This is a genomic window from Mesorhizobium sp. BHbdii, assembly GCF_053848045.1.
Map to the genome: position 1 here is coordinate 654,274 of NZ_JBSPKX010000001.1, position 16,302 is coordinate 670,575.

A 16,302-nucleotide genomic window follows, 5' to 3' on the forward strand; every position below is an offset into this window, starting at 1 on the left:
AAAGGCACTACAGCGTGCTCAACAAGCGCTAGCTCCGTCACTTGGGGCAATTCTCCATGTCCGAAGTTGCAGTGCCACTGGCGGAGTTTGTATTCGCATCGGCGCCTGCCGTATCCTTACACCGGTCACCCATGCCGTCGGTGCCTGTGGTTGTTGAACCGGTTACGTTTGGATCGGCAGGAGTTGCATTATCGGTGCCGGGAGCCATAGTGCCAGTGCCTGTCCCGGTGCCCGCTCCCGGATCGCTGGTGCCGGATCCTGTGCCGGTTGATTGCGCCATCGCCGAAGTGGCAAGGGCGATGCTGAGTACGGTTGCAGAAAGAATTTTCTTCATGATCGGTCTCCATTCGAGTTGCCTCGCTGATTGCGATGATTATCCAACGAGCGTTTTTTGGAGTTGTTCCATCAGACAGAAATTGTGATTGAGCCGATGACAATCCCAGCAGCAATGCTGGCGAGCAGCGAACGAGCGCCATCTTTTTTCGGTTTCGATGGAACAAGATCCGCCAGCCACGGTTGGAAGCACAGTCGTTCTACAGCGACTGGAAAGCCGTTCGCACGGCATTCGGACAAGGCCCTGCGCTTCCTCCCCGCGGGGCCTTTTCTGTTGCTGCAGGAACCTTCATGGAGCCTGGAGCGCACCCGGAACGGGCTGGCTAGCTGCGCCATTGAATGCTGTCGTTCACGGCTCGTCGATATCTTGCTTCGAGGGGTTGCGCGAGATGGCGCGTTCCTCTTCGTCGTCCGGCAACGCCTCGTCACTTTCCTGGTACGGATTGTCGTCGTCTTCCTCGGGCAGTTCAGCCTCCTTCTCGAGGTCGTACCGGATGTCGCCGTTTCCTGGCACGCTGTCTGGCATAATTTCGCCGCCTTTAATCGCGTCCCAGTCCTGCTGTTCGATTGTCGGGCCTTCGGATGGATCGTCGGGTTTTCTGCGCGGTGCCATCAGAGCTCTCCTATGCATTGGTTGCTGATATGCCTAACTCCGCGGACCGCTGCGTAGTTCCTCGACCGAACCGGCGGAGACCGCCTTACGGCGTTAGGCGGGTTGCGCAATACCGCCCGGCAAGCCACTAGGAACTTGCTTGACCTCTAACATAAGGGCAAACTTGGAAACGGGTGGAGGGAAAACGGCTCAAAAACAATCGGGAGGAAAGCCATGAACAGCATGAGCCTCACCACGCTTGAACGCGGCAAGACGACAGTCGATGCCGCGGCCCTGGACGCGCTTTCGGCGCAATTGCGCGGCACCGTGCTGAGGGAAGGCGACGCCGCCTATGACGAGGCACGCAGCATCTGGAATGCCATGATCGACCGGCGGCCAGGGATGATCGTGCGCTGCGCCGGTGCCGCCGACGTTATCGCCGCCGTAAATTTTGCCAGGGAAAACAGGCTGCTCGTCGCGGTTCGCGGCGGCGGCCACAACATCGCCGGCAGCGCCGTCTGCGACGGCGGCCTAATGATCGATCTGTCGCCGATGAAGTCGGTGCGGGTCGATCCGGCGACGCGGCGGGCATGGGTGGAACCTGGCGCGACGCTCGCCGACGTCGACGCGGAAACACAGGCCTTCGAACTGGCGGTGCCGACCGGGATCAACTCGACGACGGGCATTTCAGGCCTGACGCTGGGCGGCGGCTTCGGCTGGATCACGCGGAAATTCGGCCTGACCATCGACAATCTTCTCTGCGCCGATGTGGTTACCGCCGACGGCAAGCTGCTGCGCGCCAGCGAGACCGAAAATCCGGACCTGTTCTGGGCGCTGCGCGGCGGCGGCGGCAATTTCGGCGTCGTCACGGCTTTCGAGTTCAAGCTCCATCAAGTCGGTCCGCAGGTGCTGTCGGGGCTTGTCGTTCACCCCTTTGCCGATGCCGAAAACGTGTTGCGGGAGTACCGAGCGGCGCTCGAAGCAGCGCCCAATGAGCTGACCTGCTGGGTGGTCATGCGGCAGGCGCCGCCGCTGCCGTTCCTGCCGGCCGAATGGCATGGGAAGGAGGTGCTGGTCCTGGCCATGTGCTATTGCGGCGACCTTCAGGGGGGCGAGAAAGCGACGCAAAGGCTTCGCGCCATCGGCACACCGATTGCCGATGTTGTCGGCCCTAACCCGTTCACCGGCTGGGAGCAGGCATTCGATCCATTGCTGGCGCCCGGCGCCCGAAACTACTGGAAGAGCCACGACTTCACCGAGCTCTCCGACAGTGCGATCGAGGTTATCACGGCCGGGATACCGGGACTTCCGGGGCCTGAATGCGAGATATTCTTCGCCCATGTCGGAGGTGCCGCGGGCCGCGTGACAGCGGATGCAACGGCGTTTCCGCAACGCAGCGCGCATTTCGTCATGAATGTCCACGCCCGCTGGCGCGAACCGCAAATGGACCGCGCCTGCATCGACTGGGCGCGCAGTGTTTACGACGCGGCCAGGCCCTATGCCGCCGGCACGGCCTATGTGAACTTCATGCCCGAGGACGAGGTCGACCGGGTCGAAGCAGCCTATGGCGGCAACTATCGGCGACTTCTGGAGATCAAGCAGCGTTATGACCCGCTGAACCTGTTCCGCATGAACCAGAATTTGCGCCCGGCGGAAGACCTGCGTGCCGCATAGCGTATGCAATGACAAGGCCCGCGTCTCCGACGGAGAACGCGGGCCCCGTTTCAGGTCATGCGCCAAGCGGTTCGCTGAACCGCTCCAGCTATTTGTTTTTGCGCAATTCCGGGCGGAAAACCGTTGCACGCTTTCCTGAAATTGCTCTAGGCAGGCTTCAAGATCGCAATGCGATGCACGCCGACCACGCTGCTTATATTCGTCGCCGCGTCGGTCTTGCCCTTGGCGCAAGTGTACATGTCGCCTTCCCTAAGTTTGAATTCCTTGTCCGCTTTCTTGATCGTGAACTCACCGGCAGCAATCGTGCATCATGTCGTTGTCCATGACCATCTCAGGAGCCACTGCTCCAGGCTGAAAGACCACGTCGGCAATGGAGATGCTCTTGTAGGCGGGAATATCGGAGTTTCCAGTGCCGACCCCTACCAGTCTGACGCCGGGCGCAATCTCCTTGCCTTCATTCGGGCCGTATTGCTTAGCGGCCGTTGCAGGCGTCGCCAACGCGAACAAGGGCGTTGCCGCGGCGGCCGTGAGGCCAAGAGCAATTGCAGACCTGCGATTCATGGTTTCCATCGCATCCTCCCTTTTGTTGGTCGCGCACAATGTGCATGACAAGGCATATTGGCACGGACGAATTTACCTGTATGGAAGGCGGCAACGCTGCCTGCGCGCAGACGATCACGGGTGATGCGACGCTTTTTATCCCAAAACAGCCCTCAGCTGACGCCCGCCCAGGCAAGGTCTAGTCCTTTCGGTTTCTTGACTCGGTTGGCAAAAACGGGCAGCAAAGCCTTATACGGAGGGCATTTCCACCATTTTCATAGTCGTGGAGGGAGCTTTTTTGATATCGACCTTCGCCAATCGGCGATCGGTAGAGGGATTGGTTAACCAAGTTTGTCCATCTTTTGAATCAATCGGCAACAGACGCGAAGCGTGCAGGGGGCACCAGGCGACTGTGATTGTGACGGCTGCGAGCCCCGCATGCCGCAAGGCCGATTGAGGTTGGTTGTATGGCGTTTGTGCGTTTGAAAAGCCGGGGTGATTATCCTGATACTGGATTGACTTCGAAGAGGCCCGGCCTGCGCTGGGTCGCGATTCCCGTTGTTGGCGTTGCGATCGCTCTGTGGTCGGTGGCGACCATGGCCGGCCTCCATTCGATGGGAACCTCGCTCACCGCTGCCTCCAGCAGTCTTCCGCAACGCCTGCTCGCGCCGCGCACCATCGCGCTCGCCGATCCCCGGCGCTCTCTTGCCAATTCATGGGCCAATTCGTGGGCGCCGTCACTGGCAAGCCGGCAGCGTCAGGCATCGCTGCTCAGCCGATGCGATGCCGGCTGCGCGAGCGCCGCGGCGAGCTTCGTGCATGAGGGCAAGGTGGCACGTCTCAAGCCGTTAGCGAAGCCGAATACCGTGCCGATTGTTGCGGAAATCTCGCCGCAAGCGCGCTTCGACAGCGTGGTGGCGAAAGCCGCACTGTCGCCGCAAAAGCTTACTGCTGCCTTTGGCCGAGCCGCTTCCCATGTATCTGGCGCGGCCGCCCCTTTTGCGGTCACCAGCCTGCCAACGGGCGCGCGCTTTGTTGAGCCGGTGCGCCTGCCCGATCAGAATGGTCCCGCGTCCGTGCGCTTCGGATCCGAGGTTGCGGAAATCGAACGATCCTCCCGTCTGGCTCTGGCGCTTGCGAATGCATTGCCGGAAAAGATGATCGACGTTTTGCCAGAGGAGGCGACGGCCGACGCTGCTGCGCCGCCGGAGGGCGAGGTGCAGATGGCCTCGCTGCCGTCGCAGGACGAGATGCCTGACAGCATTCCCTTGCCGACCTGGCGCCCGCAGGCGGAAATCGACCAGCCAGTCGAGGCGCCCAAGGTCGAGGCACCCAAGGCCAAAGCGCCCAAGGTCCAGGCATCGAGGGCCGCCAAGGTCCAGTCTCAGCCATCCAAAGCCAACAAGGTGCAGACCGCCGACGCTCCACAGGTCGAGATACCCCGGGCACCAGTCTTGTCACCGAGGAGTTCGTCACCGGCGGCGATGCCAAGCATGCAAGCCAGCCGGGGCATGCAAAGCAGCCCGGGCATGCAAAGCAGCCCGGGCAAGCCGGCCAAGCGGTCGAAGGCCCAGGCCGCAGACATGTTGGCCTATGCCAAGCCCGACAGCCCGGCCGGCGGCGGCGGTGGGGTCTTCCGCAACCTGTTCAACAAGCCCAGCATGGGCAGCGGCGTCGCCGTCTACGACATCTCGGCGAAAACCGTCTATATGCCGGACGGTTCGCGGCTCGAGGCGCATTCGGGACGGGGCTCGATGGCCGACCAGCCGCGCTACGCCAACCTGAAGAATGTCGGCCCGACACCGCCCCACACCTACGATTTGAGGCTGCGCGAATCGCGCTTCCATGGGGTGGAGGCGCTGCGTCTCATTCCCGTCGATGGCAAGAACAAGTACGGCCGCGACGGCTTTCTTGCCCACACCTACCTGCTGCGCGGCGGCCGCGCGGAATCGAGCGGCTGCGTCGCTTTCAAGGACTATGCCCGTTTCCTCGACGCCTTCAAGAAAGGCAAGATCAAACGCCTCGTCGTGCGCGGCTAACAAGCCGCTGATGCAGGTCGCGTCGGAAGGGACGGGAGCCTGACCCATCTGTGGCGGCGCAGAATGAAAGCCGTTCTGTCGCGGTCCTTCGCCCCCCTCTGTCTTGCCGGACATTTCCCCCACAAGTGGGGAGATTGGCAGCTTCCGCGCTCCACTCACTCCTGCAGCGTTGGCGATTGGCGAAAGCCGGCGTGACATCCAATCTCCCCCAGGTGGGGAGCGCTGTCCGCCGGCATCGCCGGATTTCCGACCGATTGTCAGCAGCCGGCCTCGAAGCCGTTTTCATTCCCGGCCGAGGATTCTATGACTGGTGGTGCTGGGGCGGCGGCTTCAACCGATCAAAGAGGGTGTTATGACTATACGCGCTGTCGTTTGGGGCGAGAATATCCACGAGCGGACCAATGAGGTGGTCGCGGGGATCTACCCCGAGGGCATGCACGCAACGATCGCCAACGCGCTGAAGCTCGACCCCGGCATTTCCGTGTCGTGGTCCACGCTCGAGCAGCCGGAGCACGGCCTGCCGGCCGACCGCCTGGCGCAAACCGATGTGCTCGTGTGGTGGGGACACAAGGACCATGGCGCCGTCGCCGACGAAGTCGTCGAGCGCGTGGCGCGCCGCGTCTGGCAAGGCATGGGGCTGATCGTGCTTCATTCCGGCCATTTCTCGAAGATCTTCAAGCAGCTGATGGGCACCCCCTGCACGCTGAAATGGCGCGAGGCCGGCGAGCGCGAGCGGCTCTGGGTGACGAGCCCCAACCATCCGATCGCTGCCGGGATCGGCGAGTATTTCGAGCTTGAGACCGAGGAGATGTATGGCGAGCAGTTCGCCGTGCCGGAGCCGCTCGAAACGGTTTTCATCTCCTGGTTCCAGGGCGGCGAAGTGTTCCGGTCGGGGCTGACCTATCGCCGCGGCGCCGGCAATATCTTCTATTTCAGGCCCGGCCACGAGACCTATCCGACCTATCACGACGCTACCGTCCAGAAGGTGCTGCGCAACGCCGTGAAATGGGCACACAACCCGCAGGGCGCAAATCCAGCCATCCTCGAGGCACCGAACGTGCCGGTCGAAAAGGCGCTCGAGCCGATCGCCGAGCGCGGCGGAAAACTCCATGCTGCGGGCGAAGCCGGCTATCGCTAGCCCGAACCTCGGTTCGGAAAATCCATGGTCGAACAAGAAGATAAAGCCTCATCCTAAGGATAAGAATCATGCGCCTCCTGATACTCGGCACCGGCTGGATGGCGGAAGAGCACGCCAGGCAGTTCAGCAAGATCGAGGGCGTCGAACTGATCGGCGCTGTCGATCTCGACCGCGCGCGTGTCGACAAGTTTTCGGACAGCTACGGTATCCCCAACCGGTTCACGTCGCTGGAAGACGCGCTCGCATGGGACAAGTTCGACGCGGTGGCGAACGTCACGCCGGATCGCATCCACCATCCGACCACCATGATGCTGGTCGCGGCGGGCAAGCCGGTGCTGTGCGAAAAGCCGCTGGCCGAAAATTACCAGAGGGCTAATGAAATGGCCGATGCCGCCGAGCAAGCTGGCATCATCAACATGGTCAACCTGACCTATCGCAACGTCGCCCCGCTGCAGAAGGCGCGCACCATGGTGCTTGCCGGTGAGATCGGCCAGGTCAGGCACGTCGAGGCGTCCTATCTGCAGAGCTGGCTGGTTTCCAGATTCTGGGGCGACTGGCGCTCCGATCCAAAATGGCTGTGGCGGCTGTCACGCGGCCACGGCTCCAATGGCGTGCTGGGCGACGTCGGCATCCATATCCTCGATTTCGCCAGCTATGGCGCGGCGCTCGACATCGACCATGTGTTCTGCCGCCTCAGGTCCTTCGACAAGGCGCCCGGCAACCGGATCGGCGAGTACGAGTTGGACGCCAATGACAGCTTCACCATGGCGCTGGATTTCAGCAATGGCGCCTTCGGCGTCGTTCATGCCAGCCGCTGGGCAACCGGCCACCTCAACGAATTGCGGCTGCGCATCTATGGCGACAAGGGCGGCATCGAAGTCGTGCACAATCTGAATGGCTCGGAGCTGAAAGTGTGCATGGGCGAGGACATCGAGAACGCCAAATGGCAGGTTCTCGATGCCCGAACGGTGCCGACCAACTACCAGCGCTTTGTCGATGCGGTGCGCACTGGCGTTCCGCCTGAACCATCGTTCCGCCATGCGGCCGAACTGCAGAAGGTGCTGGACCTTGCGCTCGTCTCCGACGAAAAGAGGGCAGAGCTCAGGGCCCATGCCGAAACCCGGTAATGTCGTTCGCTGAAAGGAACCAGCCATGGTCACGCGCCGCGCCGAATGTTCCTGCGGTCAGCTTTCAGCGATCTGCTCGGGCGAGCCGGTACGCATCTCGGTATGCCATTGCCTGGCCTGCAAGCGGCGCACGGGCAGCGCGTTCAGCTTTAATGCGCGGTTTGCGCAGAATGATGTGTCGATCCATGGACGAGCGGCGGAGTTCACGCGCGTTGGCGACGAGGGCGGCCGTGTCATCTACAGCTTCTGTCCGGATTGCGGCAGCACTGTCCATTACCGGATCGATGTCCAACCCGGTCTGATCGCCATCCCGGTGGGTGCTTTCGCCGACCCATCGTTCCCGCCGCCCTTCCTGTCCTTCTATCACGACAGCCGGCGCTGCGAGTGGGTCGAGATATCAGCCGAACCGCTACAAACGTTCGGCTGAAGTCTGCAATCAATGCCGCAGGATCTTGCTCAGGAAGGCGCGGCTGCGGTCGGTCTTGGGGTTGGAGAAGAATTCATCCGGCGTACCGCTTTCAACGATGGCGCCTGCATCCATGAACACGACGCGCTGGGCGACCTTGCGGGCAAAGCCCATTTCGTGGGTCACCACCATCATCGTCATGCCTTCCTCGGCGACCGCGACCATGACGTCGAGCACTTCCGAGATCATCTCGGGGTCGAGCGCCGAGGTCGGCTCGTCGAACAGCATGATCTTGGGGCGCATGCCGAGGCAGCGCGCAATCGCCACGCGCTGCTGCTGGCCGCCGGACAGTTGCGCGGGATAGGCATTCACCTTGTCGGCAAGGCCGACCTTGACGAGTAGCTCGCGCCCGGCCTTCTCGGCTTCAGCGCGCGGGATCTTGCGCACATGGATCGGCGCCAGCGTCACGTTTTCGAGCGCTGTCTTGTGCGGATAGAGGTTGAAGGACTGGAAGACGAAGCCGATCTCGGTGCGCAGCCGCGTCATGTTGGTGGCGGGGTCGCCGAGGCGCTGGCCGTCGACCACCAGGTCGCCGTCGCGGATCGTCTCCAGACCGTTGATGCAGCGGATCAAGGTGCTCTTGCCCGAGCCGCTCGGCCCGCAGACGACGACCACTTCGCGCGGCTCGACGCTCAGCGTGATATCCCTGAGCACATTGAGCGTGCCGAACCATTTGTTGACGCCGCGAAACTCGATCATGCCGGTGCTGCTTTTGCTGGAGTTCGTCACAATTGCACCTCGCCATGAGCCGCACCGATGCGCTGCTCCAGCCGGCGGGCCAGCATGATCAGCGGATAGCAGACGATGAAATAGCCGAGGCCGACAAGGAAGAAGACCAGCAGCCCGTTGGGCACACGCTGCACCACCAGCCAGCCGACGCGGGTGAGGTCGGTGAGCCCGATGGCCGAAACAACCGAGGAATCCTTGATTAGCAGCACATATTGCCCGACCAGCGGCGGCAGCACGATGCGCATCGCCTGCGGCAGCACCACCTGGCGCATACGCTGCCAACGCGACAGGCCGGACGCCAGCGCCGCCTCGACCTGGCCGGTCGGCACCGAGCGGATGCCGGCGACGACGATCTCGCAGATGAAGCAAGCAGCCAGATTGGTCAGCGCGATGATGCCGGCGCTGAAGGCGTCCAGCTCGATGCCTAGTTCCGGCAGGATGAAGAAGATCAGGAAGATCTGCACCAGGAATGGTGTGCCGCGGATCAGGTCGACCCAGGCGCCGATCACGCTGCTGATCAGCCGGTTGCCGCCGGTCCGCAGGATGCCGAGGCCAAAGCCGATCAGCGTGCCTAGCACCAGGCTGATCAGCGACAGCATCACAGTCATGCCGAGGCCGCGCAAGGCGAGGGGATAGCTGCCGGCGAGGCTTTGCAGCTGCTGCCAGATCATGTGCTGCTCCTTGCCGGCTGCAATCCGAGCCAGCGCCCGGACAGCGCCGCCAGTCCCTTCAGCCCGTAATAGAGCAGGAGGTAGAAGGCGGCGATGGTGATGAAGCCTTCCGCCGGCATGAAGCGGTCGGAGGCGAGCAATTGCCCGGCACGCGTCAGTTCGGCGACCGCGATCAGCGACAGCAGGGCGGAATCCTTGACCAGCACGATCGCCTGTCCGAGCAGCGGCGGGATCGTTACCTTGAACGCCTGCGGCAGGATGACCAGGCGCATGCGCTGGACATAGGTCATCCCCGAGGCGACGCCGGCCTCGACCTGGCCGCGCGGGATCGACAGGATGCCGGCGCGAATGATCTCGGCGACATAGGCGCCGCTGTTCAGCGACAAAGCGAGAATGCCGACGACGAGCTCGGGCAGGATGATGCCGAGGCGGGGCAGGCCGAAATAGAGGAAATAGAGCTGCGCCAGCAAGGGCGTGGCGCGCACCGCGTCGATATAGGCCTTGGCCGGCACGCGAAACAGCCACCCGCGCTGCAGGTTCATGGCGCTAAGCAAGATGCCGACGGCAAGCGCGCCGGCAAAGGAGAGAAGGGACAGCCACACGGTCGTGACGAGTCCCTGCGCGAACAAAGGCAGATATTCGACGATTGTGCGGAAGCTGAAGTTTTCGAGCATCGTTGGGCGGATTTCCCCCGGGCGAAACGGATTCCGAACAGCTTCGCGGCGCGAGGCGCGCGCGAAGCTGTTCGGGTCTTTTGCTGCTTAGTGGTCTTTCTTCCAGTCGTCGGAATTGACCCAGTAGTCGAGGTTCTTCTGCAGGCGGCCGTCGAGGCTGACCTGGTCGAGGAACAGGTTCATCCAGATCAGCAGGTCCTGCTCGTCATAACGCGTGGCGAAGGCCAGCGGCTCCTTCGACAGCATGTCCGGCATGATGGTGAAGCTGCCGGCCGGATAGGCGGTCGACTGGCCCTTGACCGCCGAGACGTCGTTGACGCCGCAATCGGCCTGGCCGTTGTTGACGGCGTCGAGCAGCAGCGGGCCGCCGCCCTTGTAGCTCTTGATCTCGGCATCGGGGAAGGCCGTCTTGGCCTCTTTCTCGCCGGTGGCGCCGAGCAGCACTGCGATCCTGGTGCCTTTCGCCTTGCAATCCTCGGTGGATTTGAACTTGCCGTCTGCCTTGGTGAAGACGGTGCTGCCCGTGTACATGTAGGGCTTGGTGAACGCGACCTTCATCGCCCGCGCCAGCGTCGGCGTCATGTCGGCGACCAGAAGATCGGCCTTGCCCGAGAGCAGCGCCGGGATCAGTCCGTCCCAGTCGAAATCGAGGAAGGTGATCTTCACGCCCATTTCCTTGGCCATCAGCTCAGCGAGTTCGACCGAACTGCCGGTGCGCTCGCCGGCGGCGCCGACCAGCGAGAAGGGCGGTCCTTGCGTCTGCACGGCAACGCGCAGCTCACCGCGCTTGGTGATGTCGTCGAGCGTTCCAGCGCTGGCGGCGGCTGTGAGGCCGGCGAGCGCAAGGCCTGCGATGAAAAGCTTGGCAATCTTCGCAATCTTCATTGGCTTCATTGGGCATTCCTCCTTGTTGTCGTTTGTTGTTTTCACTTTGTTGTTCCACCCTTGGCGGGTGCTTTTTGAGCGGCAGCGCCGTTGCCGGCGGCGACCACCGTTCGAAAATCCTTCAGTCCCAGCTGATCGTTTCGGATACTCGTATACCGCGCCGAGCCAGTTCGTCGAGGAAGCGGCCGTCGGGCACATGCAGCAGCGGGTTGAGCAGGCCGGGTTCAGTGATTTCGCTCCGCGCCAGCATCTGCGCCACGATGCTGGCGGGATAGCCGACGCCGAGGCTCATGCCGAACAGGCCGGAGGCCAGATCGCGTTCGATGGCCAGGTCCGACGTCACCGTCTTGCGGCGACCGCCTTGGATGCCGGTAAAGACGTTGCGCATCACGCAAAGGTCCTTCTCATCGGTGCCGTATTGCAGTTGCGGGCCGAGCAGCCGGCCGAGAAATTCGCGCGGGCTGGCGCCAACGCCGGGCACCTTGTCTTCGGAAAGGAAGCCAAGCTCCTTCAGCGGCGCCCAGAACGCCGACCAGCCGGGCCAGCGCAGCGAATAGCGGCCGGAGCGCTGCAGCCCCTTGGCGGCTGCAAGCATGCCGGCATAGTGCGCCGCATCGCCATTGGGGAAGGCTTCCAGTCTGCCCAGCCCCTCGACCTCGATCTGATGGATGAACGGATTGTCGTGTTGCTGGCCGGCCGGCACATCGACCCGCTTGCCGTCCTCGACCAGCACGCTGTCGCGGTTCTGGCTCATCAGAACCATGTCGAAGTTCCAGCTCACCTTGTAGCACAGCGGCTTGGCCATCGCTTTCGGCTCCGGAATGCCGCCGCAATAGGAGTCGATCGCCGTGATGGCGTCGAACTGCCTTGCGGCGCGTGCGTAGAGCACGAGGTCGATGCCGGGGTCGAGCCCGCATTCGGTCATGATCGAGACGCCGGCCTTTTGTGCCGCCGGGGCAAGGTCGGCGATCGTCTTGCCGTAATTGGTGGTGACCAGCGGCGTGCGCGTCGCGATCGCGGCCCGCACCGCCTCGCGCATCAGCGGTTGCGGCAACAGATCGATGGCGGCGTCGACACCCGACAGCACGTTCGCCAACACAGGGGCGATCGCGCCCTCGGGCACGACGAAACGCACGCGGGCGAGGTCGGTCTGGCCGCCAAGCCGGGCCGCGCCATCCGGCGCGGTATCGACGCAGACGACTTCTTCGACACCGGCGCTGGCGAGGAGATCGGCGATCGCCGCCCGGCCTTGCAGGCCAAGGCCGCCGAGAACCGCAATCTTCATGGCATTTCCTTTCGGCCAGTTTCGTGCCGCCCAGTTTCGTCGCGCCTGGTCTCATCCGACCAGCAGCCTTCCGGCAGGCTGACCCATTTGTTGCAGGAGGCCATGACGACGAACGTCTCGCTGCGCACGACTTCGCCTGGCTCGCCCGCGCCGGGGATCAGCTCGCTGGTGACGCGGTAGAGATCGGCGACGTCGCCCGCCACCGTCACGTCGACGATGATGTCGAAGCGTCCGGTGACGACGGAGGCCGAGTTCACGAAAGGCAGTTCGGCGATGCATTGCGCCAGTTCCCGGGCGCGGCCTCGGCCCTGCGCATTGATGCCGACGATGGCCGAGATCAGTTCGGGGCGCTCGGTCAGGTTGAGCAGGCCGACGATCTTGAGCAGGTTGCGGTCGAGCAGATTGCGCAGCCGCATACGCACCGTCGGGACGGAGACGGCCATCTTCTCGGCGAGCCGGTTGACGCCAAGCTGCGCATCCTGCGACAGCAGCTTGACCAGTCGCCGGTCGGTCTGATCGAGATGTTCTCGCAGCGTTCAAACTTTCATAAATGAAAAGAAACGATGGAGTTTTCTTTCTGATATGAAAACAGCTTAGGACGTATCTTTTGAAACCGCAAGAGCATTCGGCCGCTGTCAACAAGGCCGGATGGTGTATTCCGGAAGACGGAGGGCTTTGCCGGTGCCGCGGCCGACCGTGGGCAAGCCGACTAACGCAGCTTGTCGATCCCCGGAATGCCGCCGATTCGGTCGGCAAGAAAGTCGACCAGCAGCCGGACCCGAGCAATGCCCGCGCGCTCCGGGACGATCAGCATGCTCAGCGGTACGGGAGGCGGCGAATAGCCTGGCAGGATCACTTCCAGCCGGCCGGCCGCCAGGAGATCGTCGACAAGCCAGCGATGGGCAGGTGCGATACCGCGTCCGGCGACGAGCGCTTCGCGCGCGGCGAGCCCATGGTCGACCCGAAACCGGCCGCCAAAAGGCACCGCGTGGCGTTCGCTGCCAGGCCCCTGCAGGGCAAGCGTGTCGCTTCCCGTGATGTTCGACATCCGGATGCCTTCATGGCCAGGCAGATCCTGCGGGACAGCCGGTCTGCCCCGCACCGCCAGATAGGCCGGTGCTGCCACCAGCAAACGCCGGGATTGGCCGAGCGCCCGCAGTTTCATCGAGCTGTCGGTGAGCGGACCTAGGCGAAGCGCGATGTCGACACCTTCCCGCACAAGGTCGATGCGTTCGTCGGTGAGGCTGAGATCGATCCCGATGTCGGGATAGCGGTCCTGGAAGGCGAAGATCAGGCGGCTGACATGCAAGACCCCGAGCGCCGCCGTGCAGGATATCCTGATCGTGCCGGCCGACGCGCCGCGCGTGCCCCGCGCCTCATCGCCAGCCTGCTCAACGAGGCGCAGGATCTGGACAGCGTCGGCATAGTAACGGCTGCCTTCGTCGGTCATCGTGACACGCCGGGTGGTCCTGCTGAGCAAGGGCACGCCGATGGCCTCCTCGAGCTCCCGCAAATGCCGTGTGACCGTCGATTGCCCAACTCCGAGTTCGCGCGCCACCGCCGAAAGGCTGCCGCGCTCGGCGATGCGAACGAAGGTGCGCATGCGCTCGAGTGTGACGTCTGACCTATCCATTATTCGGCATAATCTTATTCATTACTCAGATATAGCGGATCATCCCGGGGCTGGCTACCTTTAGCGTCGATCGTCCTTCCTTCGGAGTTGACCCATGAAAGTCCTGCTTGTTTTTGCTCATCCTGAACCGCGTTCGCTCAACGGTGCACTGCGTGACGTCGCCATCAGGGAACTCGAGGCCCAGGGCCACGAGGTGCTGATATCGGACCTCTATGCCGATGGCTGGAAATCCGAGGTGGACCGCGCCGACTTTCCGTCGTGGCCGCCCGAAAAACGCTTCCTGCCGGCTGCGGCATCCAGAAAAGCTTTTGCGACCAACACTCTGACCGGTGACGTTAAAGCCGAAATCGACAAGCTGCTGTGGGCCGACACACTGATCCTCCAGTTCCCGCTGTGGTGGTACGCCATGCCGGCGATCCTCAAGGGCTGGGTCGACCGGGTGTACGCCTACGGCTTCGCCTATGGTGTCGGCGAGCATAGCGACAAGCGGTGGGGTGATCGCTTTGGTGAGGGAACGCTCGCCGGCAAGCGCGCTATGCTGATCGTGACCACCGGCGGCTGGGAAGAGCATTACTCCGTCCGCGGCGTCAACGGCCCGATCGACGACCTGCTGTTCCCGATCAATCACGGGATCCTTTACTATCCAGGCTACGACGTGCTTCCGCCGTTCGTGGTCTACAGAGTGGATCGTTTTGGGGAGGCCGAATTCGAGCCTGTCGCGGATCGGCTGCGCGAAAGGATGCGGACGCTCGAGACAATCCGGCCCATTCCCTATCGGCAGCAGAATGGCGGGGACTACCACATCCCGAGCATGCAGCTCCGCCCCGAACTGGGCGATCCGGGCGCCGTGGGTTTCGCGCTTCACGAGGATCGCGCCCGGCGCCAAGTCGGCGACGCCGCGTTCGACTTTGCGGGACGTGGCCTGACGCAGGATCCCGAAAAGATCCTGGTCAGGCAAGGCGCCCGAAACCTGTGGGATGAATCAGCGACCGGCCCGGAAGATCGCGACGGCAGCAGCCGTCAGTGCGGCATTGCCTGATGCCGTAGCGCCGTCCGGAAGCTCTTTGCCGTCTTCCAGCCCGACACGCGTCGACCAGTTGCGCTCCGCCGCCCGGTGCACGAATGGCCAGACTGTCGCGTTTTCCCCGTGCAGCAGGATCGCCCGTCGCATCCCGGCGCGGTCAAGCACGGCCGCGATGCCGTCGCTGACTTCCCATGCCGCGTCCAGCGCCTGCTCGGAGATCTCGATCAGGATGCGCAGCACCTGGCTGCCACGGTCGAGCCGGACCAGGCGCTCGGCATCAGCGACGGAGGCGAGCCCGGCCTCGATGCCGATGCCGCGCTGCCGCAGGCTTTGCATGACCTCGGGCGCGGCCTTCTCGCTCAGATTGACCGAGGCATAGTCGGGCAGCTCGCTCCAGCTGGCGATCGCGGCAAGCGTCCGCTCGTCGTCGTTCTCGATCCAGGCGCCGGTGGAGACACCGATCAGCGTTCCCGGGCAGGCGCGGCGGAGGGCAAGGATGGTGCGGTCGATCGCCTCAGGAGCGAGGCTTTCCCGGCCGTCGAGCCCGCGCGCATGGACATGCAGCTCGGCGGCACCGGCAGCGACGCAGGCCGCGCCGTCACGCGCCATGGCTCCGGGGTCAAGCGGCAGTTGCGGATGGAAGTCGGCGCCGCGCGCGCCATTGATGCAGGTCTGGACGATCATACGAGTAGTGGCCTGGTTGAAGTTGCGACCAGTCTAGCGCACGATCCCGAAATCCGGAATCGCGTCCGGTGCGCATTCCTGACAAACGGATGCGGCCTGACCCGATGCAATCCGGCAGGATGCGTCTATCATCTTGTTCAGTCACGATCTTGTTGCCAGGCAAGATATGGGTATTTGACGCATATTGGGGAGCTCAAGCAGCACTGCTGGACCGGCTACCTTGACGATCATCGGCGGATACTGCGGTATCCGGCATCGAGCACGCTATGGGCAACAACATGCCCGGCCGGCCGGAAGGATATTTGGGAATGAGTGAGTTCAAGGTAAGGACCCGAACCGCCGGCGCGGTTGCCGTGCTGTCGCCTGGCAGCTTGCCCGTCGTCACCACGCCGACCGGCGGCATTGTCGATGTCGTGACCGGAGCCAGCGCGCCGGGCTTCAATCCGCTCGACCTTCTCTATGCCTCCGTGGCCGCCTGCATGGTGCTGAGCGCGCGCATCGCTGCCACGCGTATGGGTGTCGCCGCCAGCCTCGGCGAGGTCCGCGCCGATGTGAGCGGCGAAAAGGCGGTGGGCGACGTTTCCCGCATCGGCCGCTTCACGATCACCCTCGACATCTCGGGCGATCTCGACGAGGCGATGAAGAAGCGGATCGTCGAGGACGCCGAAACGATCTGTACGGTCAGCAATACGCTGCGTGAGACACCCGAGCTTGTCACTGTGCTTGCTGGGAGCCTTTGAGAGCTTGGGTTCTGTAGCATCTGTGCCCTCAGGGCAGGCTTCTCCTCGTCCGGATAGTTCGACACCAA

16 protein-coding genes and 2 pseudogenes are annotated in these 16,302 nt (G+C 63.2%); 7 read left to right on the top strand and 11 right to left on the bottom strand.

From position 1 onward, the window contains the following. Positions 1-37: 37 nt before the first annotated feature. Positions 38-334 carry a hypothetical protein gene (locus tag ACWTU8_RS03105; RefSeq protein ID WP_455846991.1) on the bottom strand — a complete coding sequence of 99 codons (297 nt, stop codon included), beginning with the start codon at positions 332-334 and terminating at the stop codon, positions 38-40. 348 nt (positions 335-682) lie between these two features. Continuing rightward, positions 683-946: a hypothetical protein gene (locus ACWTU8_RS03110; protein ID WP_189522409.1), complete on the bottom strand. Its 264-nt coding sequence runs from the start codon at positions 944-946 to the stop codon at positions 683-685. A 213-nt stretch (positions 947-1,159) separates the two neighbouring features. Here ACWTU8_RS03110 and ACWTU8_RS03115 point away from each other — a divergent pair, with 213 nt between their 5' ends. After that, a complete protein-coding gene (locus ACWTU8_RS03115; RefSeq protein WP_455846992.1) occupies positions 1,160-2,599 on the top strand; it encodes an FAD-binding oxidoreductase in 1,440 nt (479 codons plus the stop codon). A gap of 146 nt (positions 2,600-2,745) precedes the next feature. Here ACWTU8_RS03115 and ACWTU8_RS03120 read toward each other — a convergent pair. Then, positions 2,746-3,169 (bottom strand): annotated as a pseudogene (locus tag ACWTU8_RS03120) (hypothetical protein). 485 nt (positions 3,170-3,654) lie between these two features. Between ACWTU8_RS03120 and ACWTU8_RS03125 the strand changes: the two are divergent. The 4 genes from ACWTU8_RS03125 (at position 3,655) to ACWTU8_RS03140 (ending at position 7,870) form a co-directional block, all read left to right on the top strand. Then, on the top strand, positions 3,655-5,178 hold the full coding sequence (locus ACWTU8_RS03125; RefSeq protein WP_455846993.1) for a tlde1 domain-containing protein: 1,524 nt from the start codon (positions 3,655-3,657) through the stop codon (positions 5,176-5,178). A gap of 352 nt (positions 5,179-5,530) precedes the next feature. Next, the gene (locus ACWTU8_RS03130) at positions 5,531-6,316 is read left to right on the top strand and encodes a ThuA domain-containing protein (protein WP_455846994.1); all 786 of its coding nucleotides are present in this window, start codon (positions 5,531-5,533) and stop codon (positions 6,314-6,316) included. Positions 6,317-6,384: 68 nt separating this feature from the next. Then, positions 6,385-7,443: a Gfo/Idh/MocA family protein gene (locus ACWTU8_RS03135; RefSeq protein WP_455846995.1), complete on the top strand. Its 1,059-nt coding sequence runs from the start codon at positions 6,385-6,387 to the stop codon at positions 7,441-7,443. A 25-nt stretch (positions 7,444-7,468) separates the two neighbouring features. Next, positions 7,469-7,870 (top strand): GFA family protein, encoded by a 402-nt coding sequence (locus tag ACWTU8_RS03140; RefSeq protein WP_455846996.1) that lies wholly within the window; start codon positions 7,469-7,471, stop codon positions 7,868-7,870. A 9-nt stretch (positions 7,871-7,879) separates the two neighbouring features. On the opposite strand, the gene ACWTU8_RS03145 is transcribed toward ACWTU8_RS03140, so the two are convergent. The 7 genes from ACWTU8_RS03145 to ACWTU8_RS03175 all read right to left on the bottom strand — a co-directional run bounded on the left by ACWTU8_RS03145 (position 7,880) and on the right by ACWTU8_RS03175 (position 13,786). Next, positions 7,880-8,608 carry an amino acid ABC transporter ATP-binding protein gene (locus ACWTU8_RS03145; protein ID WP_455846997.1) on the bottom strand — a complete coding sequence of 243 codons (729 nt, stop codon included), beginning with the start codon at positions 8,606-8,608 and terminating at the stop codon, positions 7,880-7,882. 26 nt (positions 8,609-8,634) lie between these two features. Next, a complete protein-coding gene (locus tag ACWTU8_RS03150) occupies positions 8,635-9,309 on the bottom strand; it encodes an amino acid ABC transporter permease (protein WP_095518782.1) in 675 nt (224 codons plus the stop codon). Further along, positions 9,306-9,983: an amino acid ABC transporter permease gene (locus tag ACWTU8_RS03155; RefSeq protein ID WP_455840557.1), complete on the bottom strand. Its 678-nt coding sequence runs from the start codon at positions 9,981-9,983 to the stop codon at positions 9,306-9,308. The genes ACWTU8_RS03150 and ACWTU8_RS03155 overlap by 4 nt, the downstream gene beginning before the upstream one ends. An 87-nt stretch (positions 9,984-10,070) precedes the next feature. Beyond that, entirely contained in the window at positions 10,071-10,877 is an 807-nt protein-coding gene (locus tag ACWTU8_RS03160) for an ABC transporter substrate-binding protein (protein WP_455840558.1), read from the bottom strand. 112 nt (positions 10,878-10,989) lie between these two features. Further along, positions 10,990-12,153, bottom strand: coding sequence for a saccharopine dehydrogenase family protein (locus tag ACWTU8_RS03165; RefSeq protein WP_455846998.1), 1,164 nt, complete (start codon positions 12,151-12,153; stop codon positions 10,990-10,992). Then, complete coding sequence (locus ACWTU8_RS03170) at positions 12,150-12,686, bottom strand: Lrp/AsnC family transcriptional regulator (RefSeq protein WP_455848371.1); 537 nt, start codon at positions 12,684-12,686, stop codon at positions 12,150-12,152. The genes ACWTU8_RS03165 and ACWTU8_RS03170 overlap by 4 nt, the downstream gene beginning before the upstream one ends. A 176-nt stretch (positions 12,687-12,862) precedes the next feature. After that, positions 12,863-13,786 (bottom strand): LysR family transcriptional regulator, encoded by a 924-nt coding sequence (locus ACWTU8_RS03175; protein WP_455846999.1) that lies wholly within the window; start codon positions 13,784-13,786, stop codon positions 12,863-12,865. A gap of 94 nt (positions 13,787-13,880) precedes the next feature. Here ACWTU8_RS03175 and ACWTU8_RS03180 point away from each other — a divergent pair. Beyond that, positions 13,881-14,681, top strand: a pseudogene (locus ACWTU8_RS03180) (NAD(P)H-dependent oxidoreductase); the annotation flags it as partial. Positions 14,682-14,768: 87 nt separating this feature from the next. On the opposite strand, the gene ACWTU8_RS03185 reads toward ACWTU8_RS03180, so the two are convergent. Then, positions 14,769-15,494 (bottom strand): 3-keto-5-aminohexanoate cleavage protein, encoded by a 726-nt coding sequence (locus ACWTU8_RS03185; RefSeq protein ID WP_455847000.1) that lies wholly within the window; start codon positions 15,492-15,494, stop codon positions 14,769-14,771. A 308-nt stretch (positions 15,495-15,802) separates the two neighbouring features. On the opposite strand from ACWTU8_RS03185, the gene ACWTU8_RS03190 reads away from it, so the two are divergent. Continuing rightward, entirely contained in the window at positions 15,803-16,234 is a 432-nt protein-coding gene (locus ACWTU8_RS03190) for an OsmC family protein (RefSeq protein ID WP_455847001.1), read from the top strand. Positions 16,235-16,302: the final 68 nt, after the last annotated feature.

Coding starts and splice junctions, on each gene's coding strand:
- ACWTU8_RS03175 (WP_455846999.1), bottom strand. CDS start 13,786: ATGGATAGGTCAGACGTCACACTCGAGCGCATGCGCACCTTCGTTCGC.
- ACWTU8_RS03105 (WP_455846991.1), bottom strand. CDS start 334: ATGAAGAAAATTCTTTCTGCAACCGTACTCAGCATCGCCCTTGCCACT.
- ACWTU8_RS03190 (WP_455847001.1), top strand. CDS start 15,803: ATGAGTGAGTTCAAGGTAAGGACCCGAACCGCCGGCGCGGTTGCCGTG.
- ACWTU8_RS03115 (WP_455846992.1), top strand. CDS start 1,160: ATGAACAGCATGAGCCTCACCACGCTTGAACGCGGCAAGACGACAGTC.
- ACWTU8_RS03145 (WP_455846997.1), bottom strand. CDS start 8,608: ATGATCGAGTTTCGCGGCGTCAACAAATGGTTCGGCACGCTCAATGTG.
- ACWTU8_RS03160 (WP_455840558.1), bottom strand. CDS start 10,877: ATGAAGCCAATGAAGATTGCGAAGATTGCCAAGCTTTTCATCGCAGGC.
- ACWTU8_RS03140 (WP_455846996.1), top strand. CDS start 7,469: ATGGTCACGCGCCGCGCCGAATGTTCCTGCGGTCAGCTTTCAGCGATC.
- ACWTU8_RS03155 (WP_455840557.1), bottom strand. CDS start 9,983: ATGCTCGAAAACTTCAGCTTCCGCACAATCGTCGAATATCTGCCTTTG.
- ACWTU8_RS03135 (WP_455846995.1), top strand. CDS start 6,385: ATGCGCCTCCTGATACTCGGCACCGGCTGGATGGCGGAAGAGCACGCC.
- ACWTU8_RS03150 (WP_095518782.1), bottom strand. CDS start 9,309: ATGATCTGGCAGCAGCTGCAAAGCCTCGCCGGCAGCTATCCCCTCGCC.
- ACWTU8_RS03110 (WP_189522409.1), bottom strand. CDS start 946: ATGGCACCGCGCAGAAAACCCGACGATCCATCCGAAGGCCCGACAATC.
- ACWTU8_RS03185 (WP_455847000.1), bottom strand. CDS start 15,494: ATGATCGTCCAGACCTGCATCAATGGCGCGCGCGGCGCCGACTTCCAT.
- ACWTU8_RS03165 (WP_455846998.1), bottom strand. CDS start 12,153: ATGAAGATTGCGGTTCTCGGCGGCCTTGGCCTGCAAGGCCGGGCGGCG.
- ACWTU8_RS03130 (WP_455846994.1), top strand. CDS start 5,531: ATGACTATACGCGCTGTCGTTTGGGGCGAGAATATCCACGAGCGGACC.